The organism is Rhizobium sp. 268 (genome assembly GCF_036571585.1).
In the GTDB taxonomy this organism is placed as follows: Bacteria; Pseudomonadota; Alphaproteobacteria; order Rhizobiales; family Rhizobiaceae; genus Rhizobium; species Rhizobium redzepovicii.
Genome location: NZ_JAPPSO010000014.1, coordinates 158,808 through 177,034, shown reverse-complemented (window position 1 = coordinate 177,034; position 18,227 = coordinate 158,808). Strand labels below are relative to the sequence as shown.

Sequence of the window (18,227 nt, the reverse complement as noted above, 5' to 3'; positions counted from 1 at the left end):
TGATGTCGACGCCGATGATCATGTCGGCGCCGGCGAGCCTGAGCCCCTGCAGCACGTTGAGGCCGATTCCGCCGAGACCGAAGACGATGGCCGTCGAACCGATCTCGACCTTGGCGGTATTGATCACCGCGCCAATGCCGGTGGTGACACCGCAGCCGATATAGCAGATCTTGTCGAAGGGCGCGTCGGGATTGACCTTGGCAAGGGCGATCTCCGGCAGCACAGTGTAATTGGCGAAGGTCGAGCAGCCCATATAGTGGTGGATCTTGTCCTTGCCGATGGAGAAGCGCGAGGTTCCGTCCGGCATCACACCCTGGCCCTGGGTCGAGCGGATCGCCGTGCAGAGATTGGTCTTGCGGGAAAGGCAGGAATAACACTCGCGGCATTCCGGCGTGTAGAGCGGAATGACATGGTCGCCCTTCTTCACCGAGGTGACGCCAGGGCCGACGTCGACGACGATGCCGGCACCCTCATGGCCGAGAATGGCCGGGAACAGGCCTTCCGGATCGGCACCCGACAGGGTGAAATCGTCGGTGTGGCAGATGCCCGTCGCCTTGACCTCGACCAGCACTTCGCCGGCCCGCGGACCTTCCAGCTGCACGGTCATCACTTCGAGCGGTTTTCCGGCCTGAACGGCAACAGCGGCGCGAACGTCCATCTTCACAATCTCCCTGACAATTTTATTGGGGTTGACCTTGGCATGGCCGGTAAGCCGGGCTCAAGCGAAAACGGCCCGGCGGCCTTTTGCCCTCAGGCGAATTCCATGATCACGGCATCGACGGCCAAGCTTTCGCCGGCTGCGGCATTGATCTTCGAGACGACGAGGTCGCGGTCGGCGCGCAGCACGTTTTCCATCTTCATCGCCTCGACGATCGCAAGCGTTTCCCCCGCCTTGACCTCCTGGCCCTCGGCGACCGCGATGGAAACGACGAGGCCGGGCATCGGGCAGAGCAGCAGCTTTGAGGTATCGGGCGGCAGCTTCACCGGCATCAGCCTGTCGAGTTCGGCATGACGCGGCGACAAGACCTTGGCCGTCACCGAAAGCCCCTGCCAGTCGATGCGCAGCCCGTTGAGGACGGGGCGGATCTGCGCGGTGATATTCCGGCCGCCGACCGTGCCGCTCCAGACCGGATCGCCGGGTCTCCAATCCGTGACAACGCTGCTGTTCTCGCCCTCTATCGCCATCTCCATATCGAAGGGGATGGTGACGAGGCCGTCGATCAATCTGACAGCGACATGGCTGTCGCCTGTCTTGACCACCCAGTGCTCGCGCAGCGTGCCCGATGCGGCGCGCAGGCGATCGGCGAAACGCTCGCGCCGGTTCGTTTCGATCAGCGAGGCGGACAGCGCAATGGCGGCAAGCGTGGCCTCTTCCGTGCGGTCCGGTTTCATCGGCGCGAAGCCATCGGGATATTCCTCGGCGATGAAGCCGGTGGATAGCCGGCCCTCGCGCCAGCGCGGATGTTTCATCAACGCCGATAGGAACGGGACATTGTGCTCGATGCCGTCGACGACGAAGCCGTCGAGCGCCCGCCCCATGGCCTCGATCGCCTCCAGCCGTGTCGGCGCCCAGGTGCAGAGCTTGGCGATCATCGGATCATAATACATCGAGATCTCGGCGCCTTCGAAAACGCCGGTATCGTTGCGGACCACCAGATTGCCGGTCCGGCCTTCGGCCGGCGGGCGGTAGCGCGTCAGGCGGCCGATCGAGGGCAGGAAGTTGCGATAGGGGTCTTCGGCATAGAGCCGGCTTTCGATCGCCCAGCCGTCGAGCCTGATCTCCTCTTGAGCGAGGGCAAGCGGCTCGCCCGCGGCGACCCGGATCATCTGCTCGACGAGATCGATGCCGGTGACGAGTTCGGTCACGGGATGCTCGACCTGCAGGCGGGTGTTCATTTCGAGGAAATAGAAATTACGATCGCGGTCGACGATGAATTCGACCGTGCCGGCGCTCTGATAATCGACGGCTTTGGCCAGCGCCACCGATTGGTCGCCCATCGCCTTGCGGGTTTTTTCGTCGAGGAAGGGCGAGGGCGCCTCTTCCGCCACCTTCTGGTTCCGCCGCTGGATCGAGCATTCGCGCTCGCCGAGATAGACGACGTTGCCATGCGCATCGGCCAGCACCTGGATTTCGATGTGGCGCGGCTCGACGATGAACTTCTCGATGAAGACGCGGTCGTCGCCAAAGGAACTCTTCGCCTCCGAGCTGGCGCGCTCGAAGCCGTCGCGTACCTCGGCCTCATTCCAGGCGATGCGCATGCCCTTGCCGCCGCCGCCGGCCGATGCCTTGATCATGACGGGATAACCGATCCCGCCCGCGATCACTTCCGCATGGGCGGCATCCTCGATGACGCCGAGATGGCCGGGCACGGTGGATACGCCAGCGGCATTCGCGAATTTCTTCGATTCGATCTTATCGCCCATCGCCATGATGGCTTTCGGCTTCGGGCCGATGAAGACGATGCCCTGCTTTTCCAGTTCCGCGCAGAAGGAGGCGCGCTCGGACAGGAAGCCGTAGCCCGGATGAACAGCCTCGGCGCCGGTCGCCTTGCAGGCGGCAATGATCTTTTCGGCAACCAGGTAGCTCTCGGAGGCCGCGGCCGGGCCGATATGCACGGCCTCATCGGCCATCTCGACATGCAGCGCGTCCCGGTCCGCGTCCGAATAGACCGCCACGGTCAAAATGCCCATGCGGCGCGCAGTCTTGATCACGCGACAGGCGATTTCGCCGCGATTCGCGATCAGAATTTTCTTGAACATCGAGACTCCACCCAGAAATGCGTTCCGGAGTTTTACGCACAAAACACCGGAACGCACAATCAGGCTTGAGGAGTGGCAGGCTTGAGGAGCTTCAGGCGACGGCCGCTTCCGCGACGGGTTCCTCGTCGACGATGCGCAGCCAACGGCTGCGCCGCGGCTCGGCATAGTCGCGCAGCTCGGCGGCAGCCATTATGCCGGCCCAGTGCGGATGATTGGCGCCGGGCAGCGTCGCCTGATCGATCTGCTGGAGAACGCCGTATTCGACCGACGAGACGGGAATGACGCCGCCTTCGGCGACGCTTCTGAAAATGCGCATCGTGAAATCGACGTCCTGGCGGGTAATGCCCCGGCGGTCGACAGCGCGCGACAGCTTGTAGCCACCGATATTGTCGGTGATCGCCACGCGGAGCTGATCAAGGGCAAGCGCTCTCAATTCACCGGGGACATCGGCTGAAATCTCCATGACATGTAGAATGAGCTCGAGTTCCAGCGCCGAGTTGACGACACCATCGGTCGTGAACATGCGCATGATCCACGCGACGTTGATCTCATCAAGCGAGCCCTGCGGATAGGTGTAATGGACGATGAAGCCGGCGAGCTGCTCGACGAAGAACGCGTTCCACGCGGCACATTTCTCGGGGCAGGAATTGTTGAGCGCCAACATCGCCACGACATCGTCGGATGTCCGGATTCCTTCCGGAAAAGCATGTTTGCGCAACAGGACTATATCTTCGGCCGTCAGCCGATGCTTGCCGGCCACCACACAGGCCGGGAAAGCGAGACGAAATTCGCTCATGTTTTAGCTCCAGGCTTCATCATGAAGCCGGAAACTGTTTTACCGTCTGCGAATTGACGATCCCTCAAGAAGCGGAGTTAATCCGATATTCCCGGGATCAGGAGGATTTTAGCGATCGCGCCTGCAGCCGCTCTCGCCAGATGATGAAGAGACCGGATGCGACGATGATGAAGATGCCGATCCACTTGGAAAAATTCGGGAAATCGTTGAATAGCGCATAGCCGAGAACGGTCGCCGAGATGATCTCGAAGTATTGGAACGGCGCAAGCAGCGACAGCGGTGCGAGCCGGAAAGCCCGGACGATCAGCAGATGCGCATAGCCGGAGATCGAACCAAGGGCGAGCAGCAGGACAAGACCGAGACCGGAGGAGGGCAGAGACATGGCGAAATCGGCATTGCCGGAACCGCTACCCACGAAAAGGGCGGCGGCCATGAAGAGCGTTCCGCCGATTCCCGCCATCGTCTGCATGGTCAGCGGCGAATCGGCCTCGCCGATGGCGCGGTTGAGGAACAGATAGAGTGAGAACAGAAAGGCACAGGCGACCGGCAGCAGCGCCTTCAGGCCGAATATTTCGTAGCTCGGCTGAATGACGATCATCGCGCCGCCGAAACCGACGACGATCGCCATCCAGCGCCGCCAGCCGACCTTCTCGCCGAGGAACAGCGCCGACATGGCCGTCAGCATGAATGGCTCGACGAAATAGATGGCGAAGACGTCGGCAAGCGGCATGTACTTGACGGCGACGAAGAAAAGCAGGCTCGCAGCGCCATGCAGCACGCCGCGCAGCAGGTTCATCCATGGCCGCTTGGCCGAAAGCGCCTTCAGCCCGAAAACGGCGACGAGAATCGGCAGTGTGCAGGCGATCTGGAAGAAGAATCGGTAGAAAGTCACCTGGCCGGGCGACATCGCCTCGAAGGTCGCCATATATTTTGCGATGGCGTCCATTGTCGGCAGGATCAGCATGGCGCCGGACATGATGGCCATGCCCTGCAGGGAGTTTTGATGGGCTGGATGCTCTGACATGGCGGCCGATTCATGACTGGGATGACGCCATCAACCATGCGAAGGCCGGCCGATCAAGCCGAGCAACCGCAAATAGCGTCGAGGAAATCGGAATCGTCGCTTGGAAAGCGTTTCCCTGAAGGGAGATGGTGCGGTCGAGAAGACTCGAACTTCCACGGGTTGCCCCACAGCGACCTCAACGCTGCGCGTCTACCAATTCCGCCACGACCGCATCGTGGTAGGTGCCGATTTGCGTCGGCGGGGCAGCATGTAGCAAAAGCATTTGGGGTACACAAGGGCGATATGACAGTTTTTTTCAAATCCGGTCACAGCATTTGAATTGCCCCCGAAACGGGTCCATATAGGTCTCCTGCCGCCCCCTTTTTCAGGCATTTCGGGGAGTGCGGCAAGGAATGGCCATGCTTCGCACCGATCTCGAATTCTCCATGCTCCCGAATCTCGGCAACCGCCCGGTGCGCTGGCGCATCGCCGATGGCCTCGTTGCCTATGAAGAGGCGGTGGAGACGATGGAGCGCGAGGTGGCGGTGATATCGGACGGCGGTGACGAACTCGTCTGGCTCGTCGAGCATCCGCCGCTCTATACCGCGGGCACCAGCGCCAATGCCCAGGATCTCGTCCAGCCGGACCGGTTTCCGGTCTTTGCGACCGGGCGCGGCGGTGAATATACTTATCACGGACCCGGCCAGCGGGTCGCCTATGTGATGCTTGACCTGAAGCGCAGGCGCCAGGACGTGCGCGCCTTCGTTGCCGCCCTGGAGGACGTCGTCATCCGCACGCTTGATATGATGAATGTGCGCGGCGAGCGGCGTGAAGACCGCGTCGGCGTCTGGGTGCGGCGGCCGGAAAAGCCGTTGCTTGCCGATGGAACGATGGCCGAGGACAAGATCGCCGCCCTGGGGATCAGGCTGCGGAAATGGGTGACCTTCCACGGACTGTCGCTCAACGTCGATCCCGACCTCGATCATTTCGGCGGCATCGTGCCCTGCGGAATCTCGGCCTATGGCGTGACAAGCCTGGTCGATCTTGGCTTGCCGGTGATGATGGCCGATGTCGATATGCGGCTGCGCACCGCCTTCGAGGCGGTTTTTGGCGAAACAATTAGCGAAAGCTGATCGTTCGGAACGGCGCCCCGCCCCCGTCAATTTGCATTTGAAGACATGGCCGGTTTCGGCCCTGGTCTAGGACGCCGTTCTGTCAGATATGGTCGAATGCCTTAACCCATAATTAGCGGTCTCGCATATATAGCTTGCCTCAACTTTGTGATGTGGAAGTCTTGCGAACTATGAAAAAACAGGCAGCGACAAGCTGGTCATTCCTCGATGTCTATTTCGTTCTCGATATCGTCGAAAAGGTCCTGGTCGGCTACTTATTCGTTGCGATCGTCATGCGTATCGTGCCTCAGATGCAGGACAACAGGGCGATCATCGACGGCCTGCTGCTCTTTTCGGAGGGGGCCGCCGCCTTTCTCATTCTGACGCGCCGGCCGACGCGAAATGCGTCGCTGCGGCTCTATGACTGGACGGTCACCGCCGTTGGCACGCTCTTCCCGCTGCTCGTCTCACCCAACACATCGGAACCACTAGCGCCGCTCGCAGTCTGCGGAACGGTGATGGTCCTCGGTTTCTTCCTGCAGATAGCGGCAAAGCTGTCATTGCGGCGAAGCTTTGGCCTGGTGCCGGCCAATCGCGGCATCAAGATCGGCGGCCCTTACAAATTTGTCCGCCATCCGATGTATGCGGGTTATCTGATGATGCATATCGGCTTCTTCCTGACACATCCGAGCGTTTGGAATTTTGCCATCTATGCGACGGCGCTGACCGCGCAATGTTTCCGCCTCCTCGCGGAGGAGCGGTTGCTGAAGCAGGATCCTGCTTACACGGCCTTCATGGCCACGACCCGCTACCGGCTTGTTCCATTCGTGTTCTAATACGATAGGGAAGCAGATTGAAAAGAGAAGGGCCGGTTAACCGGCCCTTTCTTTATTGGATCAATGCGTGGCGCGGCACGCTTCGGTGCGGGAGGCGCCGCTGTCGGCACCCTTGGTGTGGGAGCCCTTCGGGCCAATCATGCTATGGCATGGGGGCAGGGCGTTGATGCTCGCCGTAGCGGTCTTGTCGACGGCAGGGGCGGCCATGGCGCTCGGGGCGAAGCCGTCGCTGTCATTGGTGTAGTCGCTGGAATAGGCCGGGGCCTTATGGTTGGTGTAGTGAACAGGGGCCGGCTTGGACATCTGGCTCGGGGCGAAGCCGTCGCTATCGTTGGTGTAGTCGTCGGAATAAGTCGGCTGGGCGAAGGCGGCGCCTGCAAGGCTGACGGCGAACACGGACGCGGCAAGGGCAAATTTGATGCGCATGGGTCTATCTCCTCAATCTGCTGTTGAATTTCACAACATAAAACCAACCCTCGGCGCATCCGAGTTCGCGCCCCAATTTAGGCAATTTTGTGATGGAACGGCGCCGCAGCCGCGACCTTTTGTCCGAATAAAATCACAGTCTTGTCACTGAAATTGACGTTCGCGTTATGGAAGCCCGCCTAAGCAAAATGACAGGAAATGGCTAGTTCGAAATCATGTTGCGATGCAATCTGGAATTGTTAACTTTTTGTAATGTTGGAAGGGCGACACACCGAGGCGGCGGGACGCGTTGCCGCCCCCGCCGACTATCCATGTCTTGCGAGTGAATCAGTCTTCGTTCGGGATATGGGCATCGACACCGGTCAGCTGCAATTTGTTGCGGACATGGTGGACGCCGTCGACCGAAAGCGCGCCGAGTTCGACCTTGCGGGCGATGCCGATCGTCTCTACCGAACCTTCCAGTGTGACGACGTGCCCGTCGGCATGAACCTCAATGCTGTTGATGTCGACCTCGGGAATGTTTTCGAGATTGTCGTTCACCCGCGCTTCGAGTTCGTCGCTTTCATCGCGGTCGATGGTATCGGCTCGCAGCGAATCCTTCAGACGATTCTCGTTGCCCTCTGCATCCGTGCCGTCGATCCGGAAGCCTTGGTTGGGATCGCTGTCGAAATTTGCCGCCGTCTCGCCATAGGGGCGGTTGGCCGGATCGGCGCCGGTACCGTCGGCATAGGGCCAGCCGTCGTCGAGATTGCGTTCCTCGAGGTCGCGATAATCTTCCTCGCGGGAAAGCCCTGCCTTTTGGTCAAAAAGCTTTGCGCCTTCGCGGGAAATGGGGGGCTTGTCACCTGTCCTTGCCATTGCAGTCGCTCCTAGTTTCTTTTTTGGGGGAAACGCTGGGTTTCTTTGCTGGAAACGCCGGCAGCGGCGAATGGTTCGGCGCGGGAGCCGATTTGTCGGGCCTGATCGTCAGGCTTTATCCTCAATTTGGCGCCTTCTCCCATTTCTTCACGAGGCGGTTGCGCTTCAGCCGCGAGAGGCGCTGCAGCCAGAAAATGCCGTCAAGCTGGTCGACTTCGTGCTGGATGCAGATGGCGAGGAAATTGTCGGCGACGTCCTCATGCATGCCGCCCTCGGCGTCCCGATAGCGGAAGCGGATCGACCGCGGGCGCGTGACCTCGTCGGTCGCTCCCGGCATCGAGACGCTGCCTTCAGCATGGGTCATCGTCTCCTTCGAGAACCAGGTGATCTCCGGGTTGACGTAGAGGCGCACGCCGTCGGTCTTGTCGAGTTCCAGCACCGTCACGCGGGTGAAGACGCCGATATGGGCGGCGGTGATGCCGACGCCGGGCGCGGCGCGCATCGTCGCGAGCAGGTCGTCGGCAAGTGCGGCAAGCGATGAATCGAAGACGGTCACCGGCGTGCAGACGGTCTTCAGACCAGGATGCGGGTAACGCAGGATCGGGCGAATGGGCATGGGGCGGCGTTCCTCGGCTCGGATGCGGGGCGAAACTATCGCCGGCCGCGGGCATTGTCATCAAGCGGCAGGTTTGCTGCTTTACGGCAGGGATGCTTTCAGCTAGCAGGAGCTATGGATTCCGGCCGCGTAAACCTCGCGCGGGGATTCGCTTATCTGCTTGTTGACAATATGTTTTCCGCCGACATTCGCGAATGCGGCGCTGTAGTCGTTGAAATTCGAACCAGATGCGAGGGCGGCAGATGACGACGACCGATGGCGAAGACCGCATCCGCAGGCGTCCCGAGGACGAGGAAGCCGATATCTACGACGAGGACGGTAATGTCCGCAGCGATTTCCTGGCGCTGGTCGGCGCGGCGATCGCCGACCGCGACACGCTGTTCCTGCGCCAGAATGTTGCCCGCCTGCACGAATCCGAAATAGGCGATCTGCTGGAAGCGATCCAGCCGGATCAGCGCCTGGCGCTGGTGCGCCTGCTCGGCGACGATTTCGACATGACGGCACTGACCGAGGTCGACGAGGCGATCCGCCGCGAGATCGTCGACCAGATGCCGAACGAGCAGATCGCCGCCGCGATCGGCGATCTCGATTCGGACGACGCCGTCTACATTCTCGAAGATCTCGACAAGGAAGATCGGGAAGAGATCCTGGCGCAGCTGCCGTTTACCGAGCGGGTCCGGCTGCGCAGGGCGCTCGATTATCCCGAAAGCTCGGCCGGCCGCCGCATGCAGACGGAATTCGTCGCCGTGCCGCCGTTCTGGACCGTGGGACAGACGATCGACTACATGCGTGACGAGGAGGATCTTCCCTATTCCTTCTCGCAGATCTTCGTCATCGATCCGACCTTCAAGCTGCTCGGCGCCGTCGATCTCGACCAGATCCTGCGCACCAAGCGGCAGACGAAGATCGAGCAGATCATGCGCGAGACCAACCATCCGGTCCCGGCCGAGATGGACCAGGAGGAGGCCGCCCAGCTCTTCGAGCAGTACGACCTTCTCTCGGCCGCCGTCGTCGACGAGAACGGCCGGCTGGTCGGCGTGCTGACCATCGACGATGTCGTCGACGTCATCCATGAGGAGGCGGACGAGGATATCAAGCGCCTCGGCGGCGTCGGCGACGAAGAGCTGTCCGACAATGTGTTGTCGACGGCGCGATCGCGTTTCCTCTGGCTGCTGATCAATCTCGGCACGGCAATGCTGTCGGCGAGCGTCATCGGCCTGTTCGACGCCTCGATCGAGAAGATGATCGCGCTGGCGGTGCTGATGCCGATCGTCGCCTCGATGGGCGGCAATGCCGGCACGCAGACGATGACGGTGACGGTGCGCGCGCTCGCCACCCGCGATCTCGACATCTACAATGCCGGCCGCATCATCCGCAGGGAGGCGGGTGTCGGCATCCTCAACGGCATCGTCTTCGCGACGATCATGGGCTTGATCGCCGGCACCTGGTTCCACGACTATCAGCTCGGCGGGGTGATCGCCGCGGCGATGATCATCAACCTGATGGCGGCGGCCCTTGCGGGCATCCTGTTGCCGCTGCTGCTCGACAAGGTGGGCGCCGACCCGGCGATCGCCTCGTCGGTCTTCGTGACGACGGTGACCGACTGTACCGGCTTTTTCGCCTTCCTCGGCATTGCCACATGGTGGTTCGGCATTTGAAAGGTTGTCAAAAATTGACTATTACGTAAAAGTCAATATTATTGCCGGTTCATGACGGGGAACACATGCTGGTGAACAAATATTATAGCATAACGGAGCTGACGCGCGAATTCGGTGTCTCGACGCGCACGCTCCGCTTCTATGAGGACGAGGGGCTGATCCATCCGGAACGGCGCGGGCGTACCCGTCTCTTCCGGCAGGCCGACCGACGGCTTATTGGGGAGATCCTGCGCGGCCGGCGCATCGGTTTCACTATTGCGGAGATTCGCGAGATCATTCAGGTTTACAAGGAGCCGCCGGGCGAACTCGGTCAGTTGAAGCTCCTGATGAAGCGCGTCGACGAGAAGCGCGACGACCTGCGTCAGAAGCGCAAGGATATCGACGACACGCTGGTGGAACTCGACAATATCGAAGAGGCCTGCCTTGGCCGTCTCGCCGAAATCGGCGTCACCACCTGAGCCGAGCTGACGTTATTCCACTTCGGCGCTGCATTCGCCGGCGATCGTCTGGACCCGCTCATCGTTTTGTACGTCGATCTCGTTTGCCTGCAGCTGAGTCAACAGGCTTTGGGCCTGCAATTTGTCGAGCGTGCACTGGCAGAAGCTCTGGCAGAGCGCTTCGCCCTGTTGCATGACGCAACTGGAGTTGCATTGCTTTAGGTAAGTTTCGGCCGGATCCGGCTGCGGCGGCGGGACGAGAAGCGAAAGCCCGTAGGCGATGGCGATCAGCACCGGCTGATGGATGAGGTAGAAGGCAAGGCTGTGGCGGCCAAGCCGCGCCAGCCACCAGGAGCCGGTGCCAAGGGCGGCAAGCCGATGCGGCAGCCTGGTTCTGATGGCGATCGAGGCGATGCTCAACCCAGCGAAGAACGGCGTTGCCCAGGGAAACAATGGCACGTAGTCGTTCGACCGATCCGGCATGACGGCAAGGCCGATCCAAGCGAGATATTTCGGATCGAAAAAGGACGAGCGCAGCAGGCCGGGCGTGCCGAAATTGTCGATGAGCCAGGCGGCCAGGAGCGCTGTTGTAACGATCAGCGTGACGGCGAGCGGAAGCCTGATGAAAACGATACCGATCAGCGTCAGCACCGCGATACAATGCAGGATGCCGAAATAGATCCACGTGTCCGGCATGGCGATTCGCGTGGCGATCGAGATGCCGGCAGCGGCCGCGGCAATCATGCCGAAACGCTTCCAGAAGGAAGGCCAGCGGACCTCCGGCTTGCTGGAGAGCACGAGGCTGATGCCGACGATGAAGAGAAACGTCGTGGCGATCGCCCGGGCATAGATCTTCAGCCAGCCTGTCTCGGCCGTGCCCGGCGCGAGATAACTCATGAACTCCATGTCCCAGCTGAAATGGTAGCTCGCCATGGCGATCAGCGCGGCGCCGCGCGCCGTGTCCAACAGGCCGATGCGAGGCGGTCTTGCCGCCGCATCGGCTTCGATTGCCGGCAATGTCATCACAGTCCCTCGGGCAAATCACGTCCGTCGCTCGACGGCATGTCGCGGCGAATGGCGGAAAGGTTGAGATTCGATGGCGGGCCGGCATCCATGATCGCCAGCCGCGCCTGCGAGAAGAATTGCCGCCGCGCCAGCACGAAGATGACGATCGCCGTCGTCGCCATGAAGACATAGGGGTTGATGAACCAGCCGAGATAGCCGATCGACAGAAAGATCGCTCGGAGGCCCTCGTTGAAATTGCTGCCGGCGATGACATTCATGCGGATGACGCGTTCGGCGGCCCGCTCGGCAGCGATGATGTCGCTCTCGGCGTCGCGCAGCATCGGGATCGAGCCGAACAGGATGGTGCAATAGTTGAACAGCCGGTAGGACCAGCCGAACTTGAAGAAGGCATAACCGAAAAGCGCTGCCAGCCCGCCGACCTTCATCTCGAAGACCGCATGGCCGCCGTGCAAGACGAAGGGCAGGTCGGCGAAGACGGCGTCGACCTTCTCGGTCGCCCCGAGCAGCGCGAAGCAACTGCCCAAGGCGAAGATCGAGGTCGACGCGAAGAAGGCGGTGCCGTTCTGCAGGCCCGCCATGATCTGCGTGTCGATCATCTTCAGGTCGCGGCGCAGCGAATTATAGATCCACTCGCGGCGCCGTTCGATCATCGCATGAGTGAGGCTGGTGCGTCCGAAGAAGGTGCGGCCATGCAGCAGCCAGGAATAGCCCATCCAGACACAGGCAAAGAAGGCCAGAGCGATATAGTCCGCCGTCGTCATCAGTGATTCAGTCTCCGCATGAAGTGCGGCCACCTTACATATGCATCGAAATGCTGCAATGACTGGTAAGGCGGGCGTCATCGTTTTAGTGTGCAGCTCCAATGTCGCACCGGCTGCATGCGATGTCGGTGGCCCGCGCGGATTGAAAACCGGCGTCGCTTAAGCTTGCATCCTCGTAATCAGAAGGCACATTCATGTTTCTCTCGGTATTCGATGTCTTCAAGATCGGTGTCGGGCCGTCGAGCTCGCACACGATGGGTCCGATGTCGGCCGCCAACCGGTTTCTCGCGCTGATCCTGTCGAACGAATGGCCGCGCCCGTCCTCGGGCGCGCAGGTCGTGGCGATCACGGTCAGCCTGCACGGGTCGCTCGCCCATACCGGCATCGGCCACGGCACGGGCAGGGCCGTCATTCTCGGGTTGATGGGCGAGGCGCCCGACAGCGTTAATCCCGACAAGATGGACGGTATCGTCGATACGGTGGAGCGCACCGGCCGCATCACGCCGGAGGGGCATCCCGGCTATCAGTTCCAGCCAAAGACCGACCTGATCTTGGACAAGAAACAGCCGCTGCCCGGCCATGCGAACGGCATGATCTTTTCCGCTTTTGACCGGGACGGCCGGCTGCTCGTCAAGCGCATCTATTATTCGGTCGGCGGCGGTTTCGTCGTTACCGACACCGAGCTGGAACAGATGCGGGCGAAGAAGAATGCAGCAGGTGGCACACGCGTGCCCTATCCCTTCGCCACCGCCAGGCAGATGCTCGAGATGGCCGAGCGCTCCGGGCTGTCGATCGCCCAGATGAAGCGGGCGAACGAGGAGAGCCAGCGCAGCCCGGAGGAGCTTGATCAGGGTCTCGACCGCATCTGGGAGGCTATGCGCTCCTGTATCGAGCGCGGGCTCAAGGTCGAGGGCATCATGCCGGGCGGCCTCAACGTCAAGCGCCGCGCCCGCCGGATCCACGACAAGCTGGAGGAGGAGTGGCGGAGCAACCGCGTCAACCCGCTGCTCGCCAACGACTGGCTGAGCGTCTATGCGATGGCCGTCAATGAGGAGAATGCCGCCGGCGGGCGCGTCGTCACGGCGCCGACCAACGGAGCGGCCGGGGTCATTCCGGCGACGATCCGCTATTACGAGCATTTCCACGAGGACTGGGATCAGAACGGCATCCGCGATTATCTGCTGACGGCCGCGGCCATCGGCGGCATCATCAAGCACAATGCCTCGATCTCCGGCGCCGAGGTTGGCTGTCAGGGCGAGGTCGGCTCGGCTGCGGCGATGGCGGCCGCCGGCCTTGCCGCCGTCATGGGCGGCACGCCGGAGCAGATCGAGAACGCCGCCGAAATCGCGCTCGAACATCATCTCGGCATGACCTGCGATCCGGTCGCGGGCCTGGTGCAGGTTCCCTGTATCGAGCGCAACGCGCTCGGCGCCGTCAAGGCGGTCACTGCGGCATCGCTGGCGGTCAAGGGCGACGGCCAGCATTTCGTGCCGCTCGACGCCTGTATCGAGACGATGCGCCAGACCGGCAATGACATGAGCGAGAAATACAAGGAAACGTCGACGGGCGGCCTGGCCGTCAATGTCGTCGAATGCTGAGTTTGTGGACTCGTGATGGTTCTCGCTTGACGCCTGCCGCCAAAAGGATTTCAACGGCGGCATGGCATTGCATCTCATCAAACTCTGTGTCGGCGCCGACTCGATAGACGATCTGCGCGAATGGGTGGCGGAGCGGTCGCTGCGCGCCATCGCCGCCGGGCTCGAGCCGCATTCGGTGCACACGACGCGCATGGTACCGAAACGCATGGAGGAGCTGCTCGATGGCGGCTCGCTTTACTGGGTGATCAAGGGGCAGGTGCAGGCGCGGCAGAAGCTGCTCGGCATCGAGACCTTTACCGACGGCGAGGGCATCTCGCGCTGCCGGCTGATGCTCGGCCCGGAGGTCATCGAGACGGCTGCGCAGCCGAAGCGTCCCTTCCAGGGCTGGCGTTATTACACTGAAGACGATGTGCCGCGCGATCTGACGAGCCTCGGTACCGGTATCGTCGAAATGCCCGCGGACCTTCGCCGCGAGCTGACAGAACTTGGCCTGCTCTAATGCCTGCCGCCCGAAAACGCCTGTCGGGTCCAGGCGGCGGCACCAGCTTCAGCGCAGGCGCAGTTGCACCGGCGCGCTGCCATCAGGCGAGGTCACATGCAGATGGATGCGGGCTTCGGGCTGGGAATAGCGCCAGGCGCGGGCGCCGTGGCAAAGCAGCAGATTGATGAGGTCGCGGGTCTTCGGAGACTTCGCCTTCGGCCGCTGCAGGCCGATTTCGGCCAGCCGCATCGCCGCCTCGTGCAACGGATGCAGCGATGAACGCCCCTTGGCCGCCATGCGGCGGTCTGAAGGCATTCCCGGAACATTCTCATTGATCGCCATTGTCTTCCCCGTACGCCATACTGATCGAGTTCAAGAACGATGGCCGGAAACGCAAACACCGATTCCGGCCGTTACCGATGCCGCCGGCCATCTCGCAGGCAGCATCGAATAGCTCATTGGGCAGCCGCCCAGCACTTGATACCGGCCTTCTTCAAGGCCTTGCAGGCATTGACCGCATCGCGCTGGTCGTCGAAACCGCCGAAGCGGGCGCGGTAAAGCTGGTCACCGCCGGCGGCATAGGCGACAGCGAAAGGCTTTGCCGAGGCCAGTGCCTTGCCGCCCTTGCTCTTGGCGCTCTCCAGGAGATCCATGGCCATCTGCCGGCTCGGCGAGACGCCGACCTGCACGACCCAGCCGGTCGGACCATTATCGGTTGAAGCGGCACTGGCCGAGGCAGGGGTGGTCGAAGCGGTGGTGACGTTGTCGACCGCCGTATCGGCCTGTTCCGGCCGGGCGGCGGCGGGTGCCGGCTTCGGCGCGGCGAGCGATGCCTGCTGCTTGAAGGTCATGGTCTTGACCTTGGTCGGCGCCGGCATCGGCTGGGCTACCAGCGGATTGTCGGACTTCGGCTGAGCGGTTTCGGTATAGGCCACTTCGGTCTCCGCGACCTGATAGCGGGCATCCGGCAGCGGGCCTTTATGCGGCAGACTGAGATCGGCGGCGGCTGCCGAAATCGGCGGCTGTGCTGCGGTAATCGTCTTCGCCACTTGCGGCTGGACCCTCTGCGGCATGACCGGAGCGGGCGTCACGATCATCGCCGGGGCAGGGGCCGCCTCAGCGATCAGTGCCGACGATCCGCCGCGGCTCGATGCCTTCGGCAGATAGGTCGCGATCAGATTGCGCATCTGGGCATCGCGGGCAGGCGTCGAGGCGCCGCCGAGCACGACGCCGACGATCGACTTGCCGTCCACCTGCACGGAGCTCACGAGATTGAAGCCGGCAGCGCGGGTATATCCGGTCTTGATGCCGTCAACGCCGCGCACCGAACCGACGAGGCGATTGTGGCTGCGGATCGTGCGGGTACCGAACTTGAAGGCGCGGGTGGAGAAATAGCCGTAATATTGCGGAAAATGCTGGCGAAGGGCGATGCCGAGACGGGCCTGATCGCGCGCCGTCGTCATCTGCGCCGTATTCGGCAGGCCGTTGGCGTTGCGATAGGTTGTGCGGGTCATGCCGAGCGCATGCGCCTTAGCGGTCATCAGCTGGGCGAAACGATCCTCGCTGCCGCCGCCGAGCATTTCGCCGAGCGCGGTTGCGGCATCATTAGCCGACAGGGTGACGAGGCCGAGAATGCCCTGCTCGACGGTGATCGTGCCGCCGGCGCGAACGCCGAGCTTGGTCGGCGCCTGAGCTGCCGCGTGGGCGGAAAAGGGAACCGGCGTATCAAGACGGATGCGGCCTTGCTCCAGTGCCTCGAAGGTCATGTAGATGGTCATCATCTTGGTCAGGGAAGCGGGATATTGCAGCCGGTCGGCATTCTCACTGTAGAGAACGTTGCCGGTCTTGGCGTCGACGACGATGCCCGCATATTTCGAATTCGCCGCTTCCGCTTCGGCACTGACCGAATCGACCAGGACGACCGTGAGGGCCACCGAAAGGATCGCCATGAGCTTTGCAAAAAAGCTACCGGATCGGGACGATGATACGGAGGAGACTGACCTTGACACTATTCCACTCTTCGCTTGCATTTCAGATATTTGGCATTCGGATTTCGGCGTCGGGACGGCACGCCTCCCGTAGTACAGCCCGTCTTTAGAATTTACCGATTGGGCGTTACCAATCCGTTTATGATGAATCGTTTATTTCGCTGTCCGGGGAGCATTTTAGGGACTTGTCGCGGAACGGTTCATAAGGCGCGCTTCCACAAAGGTGCGGATAGCGGCATCAATATGTTCCCAGTCATTCAAATGGCTGCTTGAGAAGCGGTAGAGAACGCTGAGATCCCTGCCGACTTTGATATCGCGCTGACAATCACCGCTCGCCGCCTTATCCGGGGATGAAGGCAGTATGCAGCGCACGACGTAATCCAGCCCGTTCTTGGCGGGCGCCGTCAGCAGCACCTCGTCGCCGTAACCCGCGTCGGCGCGAAGACGGTGCAGCGTCAGGCCGTCGCGGAAGGGCTCGGCCAATCCTTCGAGCAGGTGCGAGTAGATCGGCTCCAGCCGCCCGGACATGTCTCGCGACATGGTGCTCTGGGTCAGTTGCAGAAAGATCAGGCCGGAGGATTGGCCGATATCGTCGAATCGAATGCGGTTTTCCTTGCCGTAGCCCTGCATCTCAGGCCAGGCGAGGTAGAGATCGACACGCTCGACCGCACCGTCATGCCTTTGACTCGGGAAGCGGATCACATTCTCGGGGAATTTCACGGTGTCGCGGCCGATGGCCAGCGTGATATCGGCCGTGCTGTCGGTGTTGCCGGCAAGCGAGATATGCCGGCCGAACCAACGGCCGCCGACGCTGATGGCGACGGTCAGAACCGCAAGAATGGCGATCACCGCCATCGTGCGGAGGAGAAAACCCATGGAAAAAAGCGGCTGCTCGTCGGGTGCGCTGTGCGCGGCGTGGCTCATGGCGGTGCTTCGTGTTTCGGTCCGCCGCAGGAGGAACATGAGCCGCCGGTGCCGATGATGAATCTGATCGGCATGATCAGACCGGCACGGTTAATAATTCGCTAAGATATCAGGGATGTGGGTCGCACTGGAATGAAAGCCTGTCCCGAAAAAGAGCGAGCCGTTCCCGGGACAGCGGGAACGGCTCTTGGGCGCCGGTCGGGGACGGGATGCGGGGACTGACCGGGCCGCAGGCTGTTCTTACTTGACGCTACCAACCGCAACAGCGCGGCCGTCCTGGAGCTTCGACCAGCGGGCCGGATTGTCGGCGGACTGGCGCTTCAGATAGGTATATTCGGTATCCGACCACAGCAGCACCTTGTTGCGCATGTTGTCGAGGATGAAATCGCCGTGATCGGTGCGGACCGTCAGCACGGCATGGCCTTCGCCGTTGGGCTGCAGCACGACGGTGATCAGCGTGTCGGATGGCGAGAAGCCGTCTTCGATCAGCATCTTGCGCTTCAGCAGGGCATAATCCTCACAGTCGCCGACCGTTGTCGGGTAAGCCCAGCGTTCTTCGACGCCGTAAATCTGTTCATCCGTCTCCGGCTGGATCGTCGAATTGACGGTGTAATTGACCTTGAGGATTTCCTTCCAGCGATCCTCGGTGAGGATGGCCGGCCCGGCATCGCCGCCGGCAAAGGAACATTCCGTCGGATTCGCCTTGCAGAATTCATAGTGCCCGATCGGCGGGCTGGCGTTGCCCGCCAGGGCCATGCTGGCGGGCATCGCTTGTCCCGAACCCGCCATCGCCAGCATGAGGGCACCGGCCAGAAGGCCGCCTTTCCAGATGTTTGCAGTTGTCATTGCCGTCTCCCCGTAAGTTGAGGCGACAATGACACGGACGTTTTTATCTCACGGAAAATTGCGTAATAGAATTAGAGGCTTAGTTGATTCAAATGCCGATA

The 18,227-nt window shown here is 61.7% G+C and carries 19 protein-coding genes and 1 tRNA gene; 6 read left to right on the top strand and 14 right to left on the bottom strand.

The features are described 5' to 3' along the window. From OS035_RS25860 to OS035_RS25840, 5 genes are all read right to left on the bottom strand, one after another. A partial coding sequence (locus OS035_RS25860; protein WP_331814220.1) for an alcohol dehydrogenase catalytic domain-containing protein occupies window positions 1–658 on the bottom strand: 658 nt, incomplete at its 3' end. A 92-nt stretch (window positions 659–750) separates the two neighbouring features. Further along, entirely contained in the window at window positions 751–2,760 is a 2,010-nt protein-coding gene (locus OS035_RS25855) for an acetyl-CoA carboxylase biotin carboxylase subunit (protein ID WP_097628805.1), read from the bottom strand. Window positions 2,761–2,851: 91 nt separating this feature from the next. After that, window positions 2,852–3,556, bottom strand: a complete 705-nt coding sequence (locus tag OS035_RS25850) for a hypothetical protein (RefSeq protein ID WP_097628806.1) — start codon at window positions 3,554–3,556, stop codon at window positions 2,852–2,854. A gap of 97 nt (window positions 3,557–3,653) precedes the next feature. Continuing rightward, window positions 3,654–4,580 (bottom strand): DMT family transporter, encoded by a 927-nt coding sequence (locus OS035_RS25845; RefSeq protein ID WP_097628807.1) that lies wholly within the window; start codon window positions 4,578–4,580, stop codon window positions 3,654–3,656. A 126-nt stretch (window positions 4,581–4,706) separates the two neighbouring features. Further along, window positions 4,707–4,791, bottom strand: a tRNA-Leu gene (locus OS035_RS25840). Between the two features lie 181 nt (window positions 4,792–4,972). On the opposite strand from OS035_RS25840, the gene lipB reads away from it, so the two are divergent. Beyond that, a complete protein-coding gene (lipB, locus tag OS035_RS25835) occupies window positions 4,973–5,692 on the top strand; it encodes a lipoyl(octanoyl) transferase LipB (protein ID WP_097628808.1) in 720 nt (239 codons plus the stop codon). 170 nt (window positions 5,693–5,862) lie between these two features. Beyond that, window positions 5,863–6,507 carry a methyltransferase family protein gene (locus OS035_RS25830; protein WP_097628809.1) on the top strand — a complete coding sequence of 215 codons (645 nt, stop codon included), beginning with the start codon at window positions 5,863–5,865 and terminating at the stop codon, window positions 6,505–6,507. Window positions 6,508–6,567: 60 nt separating this feature from the next. Here the strand turns inward: OS035_RS25830 and OS035_RS25825 are convergent, their stop codons facing one another. The 3 genes from OS035_RS25825 to OS035_RS25815 form a co-directional block, all read right to left on the bottom strand. Further along, the gene (locus tag OS035_RS25825; RefSeq protein WP_097628810.1) at window positions 6,568–6,933 is read right to left on the bottom strand and encodes a hypothetical protein; all 366 of its coding nucleotides are present in this window, start codon (window positions 6,931–6,933) and stop codon (window positions 6,568–6,570) included. A 327-nt stretch (window positions 6,934–7,260) separates the two neighbouring features. Further along, window positions 7,261–7,791 carry a BON domain-containing protein gene (locus OS035_RS25820; protein WP_097628811.1) on the bottom strand — a complete coding sequence of 177 codons (531 nt, stop codon included), beginning with the start codon at window positions 7,789–7,791 and terminating at the stop codon, window positions 7,261–7,263. A gap of 121 nt (window positions 7,792–7,912) precedes the next feature. Further along, on the bottom strand, window positions 7,913–8,407 hold the full coding sequence (locus OS035_RS25815) for a peptide deformylase (protein ID WP_097628812.1): 495 nt from the start codon (window positions 8,405–8,407) through the stop codon (window positions 7,913–7,915). 242 nt (window positions 8,408–8,649) lie between these two features. On the opposite strand from OS035_RS25815, the gene mgtE reads away from it, so the two are divergent. Continuing rightward, window positions 8,650–10,065: a magnesium transporter gene (mgtE, locus tag OS035_RS25810; protein ID WP_097628813.1), complete on the top strand. Its 1,416-nt coding sequence runs from the start codon at window positions 8,650–8,652 to the stop codon at window positions 10,063–10,065. Window positions 10,066–10,130: 65 nt separating this feature from the next. Then, on the top strand, window positions 10,131–10,523 hold the full coding sequence (locus OS035_RS25805; RefSeq protein WP_037073057.1) for a MerR family transcriptional regulator: 393 nt from the start codon (window positions 10,131–10,133) through the stop codon (window positions 10,521–10,523). 12 nt (window positions 10,524–10,535) lie between these two features. On the opposite strand, the gene OS035_RS25800 is transcribed toward OS035_RS25805, so the two are convergent. Beyond that, entirely contained in the window at window positions 10,536–11,525 is a 990-nt protein-coding gene (locus OS035_RS25800; RefSeq protein WP_183777664.1) for a heparan-alpha-glucosaminide N-acetyltransferase, read from the bottom strand. After that, entirely contained in the window at window positions 11,525–12,289 is a 765-nt protein-coding gene (locus tag OS035_RS25795) for a DUF599 domain-containing protein (RefSeq protein WP_097628815.1), read from the bottom strand. The genes OS035_RS25800 and OS035_RS25795 overlap by 1 nt, the downstream gene beginning before the upstream one ends. Before the next feature lie 194 nt (window positions 12,290–12,483). On the opposite strand from OS035_RS25795, the gene OS035_RS25790 reads away from it, so the two are divergent. Together OS035_RS25790 and OS035_RS25785 are read left to right on the top strand one after the other, a co-directional pair. Continuing rightward, on the top strand, window positions 12,484–13,887 hold the full coding sequence (locus OS035_RS25790; protein WP_331814219.1) for an L-serine ammonia-lyase: 1,404 nt from the start codon (window positions 12,484–12,486) through the stop codon (window positions 13,885–13,887). 61 nt (window positions 13,888–13,948) lie between these two features. Next, window positions 13,949–14,386 (top strand): DUF1489 family protein, encoded by a 438-nt coding sequence (locus tag OS035_RS25785; RefSeq protein ID WP_097628817.1) that lies wholly within the window; start codon window positions 13,949–13,951, stop codon window positions 14,384–14,386. A gap of 48 nt (window positions 14,387–14,434) precedes the next feature. Here OS035_RS25785 and OS035_RS25780 read toward each other — a convergent pair whose 3' ends face one another. The 4 genes from OS035_RS25780 to OS035_RS25765 form a co-directional block, all read right to left on the bottom strand. Further along, entirely contained in the window at window positions 14,435–14,710 is a 276-nt protein-coding gene (locus OS035_RS25780) for a hypothetical protein (protein ID WP_003586322.1), read from the bottom strand. 113 nt (window positions 14,711–14,823) lie between these two features. Then, complete coding sequence (locus OS035_RS25775) at window positions 14,824–16,398, bottom strand: SPOR domain-containing protein (RefSeq protein WP_331814218.1); 1,575 nt, start codon at window positions 16,396–16,398, stop codon at window positions 14,824–14,826. A gap of 135 nt (window positions 16,399–16,533) precedes the next feature. Beyond that, window positions 16,534–17,319 (bottom strand): hypothetical protein, encoded by a 786-nt coding sequence (locus OS035_RS25770; RefSeq protein ID WP_097628819.1) that lies wholly within the window; start codon window positions 17,317–17,319, stop codon window positions 16,534–16,536. A gap of 201 nt (window positions 17,320–17,520) precedes the next feature. Continuing rightward, window positions 17,521–18,126: a transglutaminase-like cysteine peptidase gene (locus OS035_RS25765; protein ID WP_183777666.1), complete on the bottom strand. Its 606-nt coding sequence runs from the start codon at window positions 18,124–18,126 to the stop codon at window positions 17,521–17,523. Between the last annotated feature and the right edge of the window lie 101 nt (window positions 18,127–18,227).

Bases quoted from the DNA above. Each gene is read 5' to 3' on its own strand.
- OS035_RS25830 (WP_097628809.1), top strand. From the start codon at position 5,863: ATGAAAAAACAGGCAGCGACAAGCTGGTCATTCCTCGATGTCTATTTC.
- OS035_RS25855 (WP_097628805.1), bottom strand. From the start codon at position 2,760: ATGTTCAAGAAAATTCTGATCGCGAATCGCGGCGAAATCGCCTGTCGC.
- OS035_RS25785 (WP_097628817.1), top strand. From the start codon at position 13,949: ATGGCATTGCATCTCATCAAACTCTGTGTCGGCGCCGACTCGATAGAC.
- OS035_RS25845 (WP_097628807.1), bottom strand. From the start codon at position 4,580: ATGTCAGAGCATCCAGCCCATCAAAACTCCCTGCAGGGCATGGCCATC.
- OS035_RS25815 (WP_097628812.1), bottom strand. From the start codon at position 8,407: ATGCCCATTCGCCCGATCCTGCGTTACCCGCATCCTGGTCTGAAGACC.
- OS035_RS25850 (WP_097628806.1), bottom strand. From the start codon at position 3,556: ATGAGCGAATTTCGTCTCGCTTTCCCGGCCTGTGTGGTGGCCGGCAAG.
- OS035_RS25795 (WP_097628815.1), bottom strand. From the start codon at position 12,289: ATGACGACGGCGGACTATATCGCTCTGGCCTTCTTTGCCTGTGTCTGG.
- OS035_RS25820 (WP_097628811.1), bottom strand. From the start codon at position 7,791: ATGGCAAGGACAGGTGACAAGCCCCCCATTTCCCGCGAAGGCGCAAAG.
- OS035_RS25775 (WP_331814218.1), bottom strand. From the start codon at position 16,398: ATGCAAGCGAAGAGTGGAATAGTGTCAAGGTCAGTCTCCTCCGTATCA.
- OS035_RS25780 (WP_003586322.1), bottom strand. From the start codon at position 14,710: ATGGCGATCAATGAGAATGTTCCGGGAATGCCTTCAGACCGCCGCATG.
- OS035_RS25765 (WP_183777666.1), bottom strand. From the start codon at position 18,126: ATGACAACTGCAAACATCTGGAAAGGCGGCCTTCTGGCCGGTGCCCTC.
- OS035_RS25800 (WP_183777664.1), bottom strand. From the start codon at position 11,525: ATGACATTGCCGGCAATCGAAGCCGATGCGGCGGCAAGACCGCCTCGC.
- OS035_RS25825 (WP_097628810.1), bottom strand. From the start codon at position 6,933: ATGCGCATCAAATTTGCCCTTGCCGCGTCCGTGTTCGCCGTCAGCCTT.
- lipB (WP_097628808.1), top strand. From the start codon at position 4,973: ATGGCCATGCTTCGCACCGATCTCGAATTCTCCATGCTCCCGAATCTC.
- OS035_RS25805 (WP_037073057.1), top strand. From the start codon at position 10,131: ATGCTGGTGAACAAATATTATAGCATAACGGAGCTGACGCGCGAATTC.
- OS035_RS25790 (WP_331814219.1), top strand. From the start codon at position 12,484: ATGTTTCTCTCGGTATTCGATGTCTTCAAGATCGGTGTCGGGCCGTCG.
- mgtE (WP_097628813.1), top strand. From the start codon at position 8,650: ATGACGACGACCGATGGCGAAGACCGCATCCGCAGGCGTCCCGAGGAC.
- OS035_RS25770 (WP_097628819.1), bottom strand. From the start codon at position 17,319: ATGTTCCTCCTGCGGCGGACCGAAACACGAAGCACCGCCATGAGCCAC.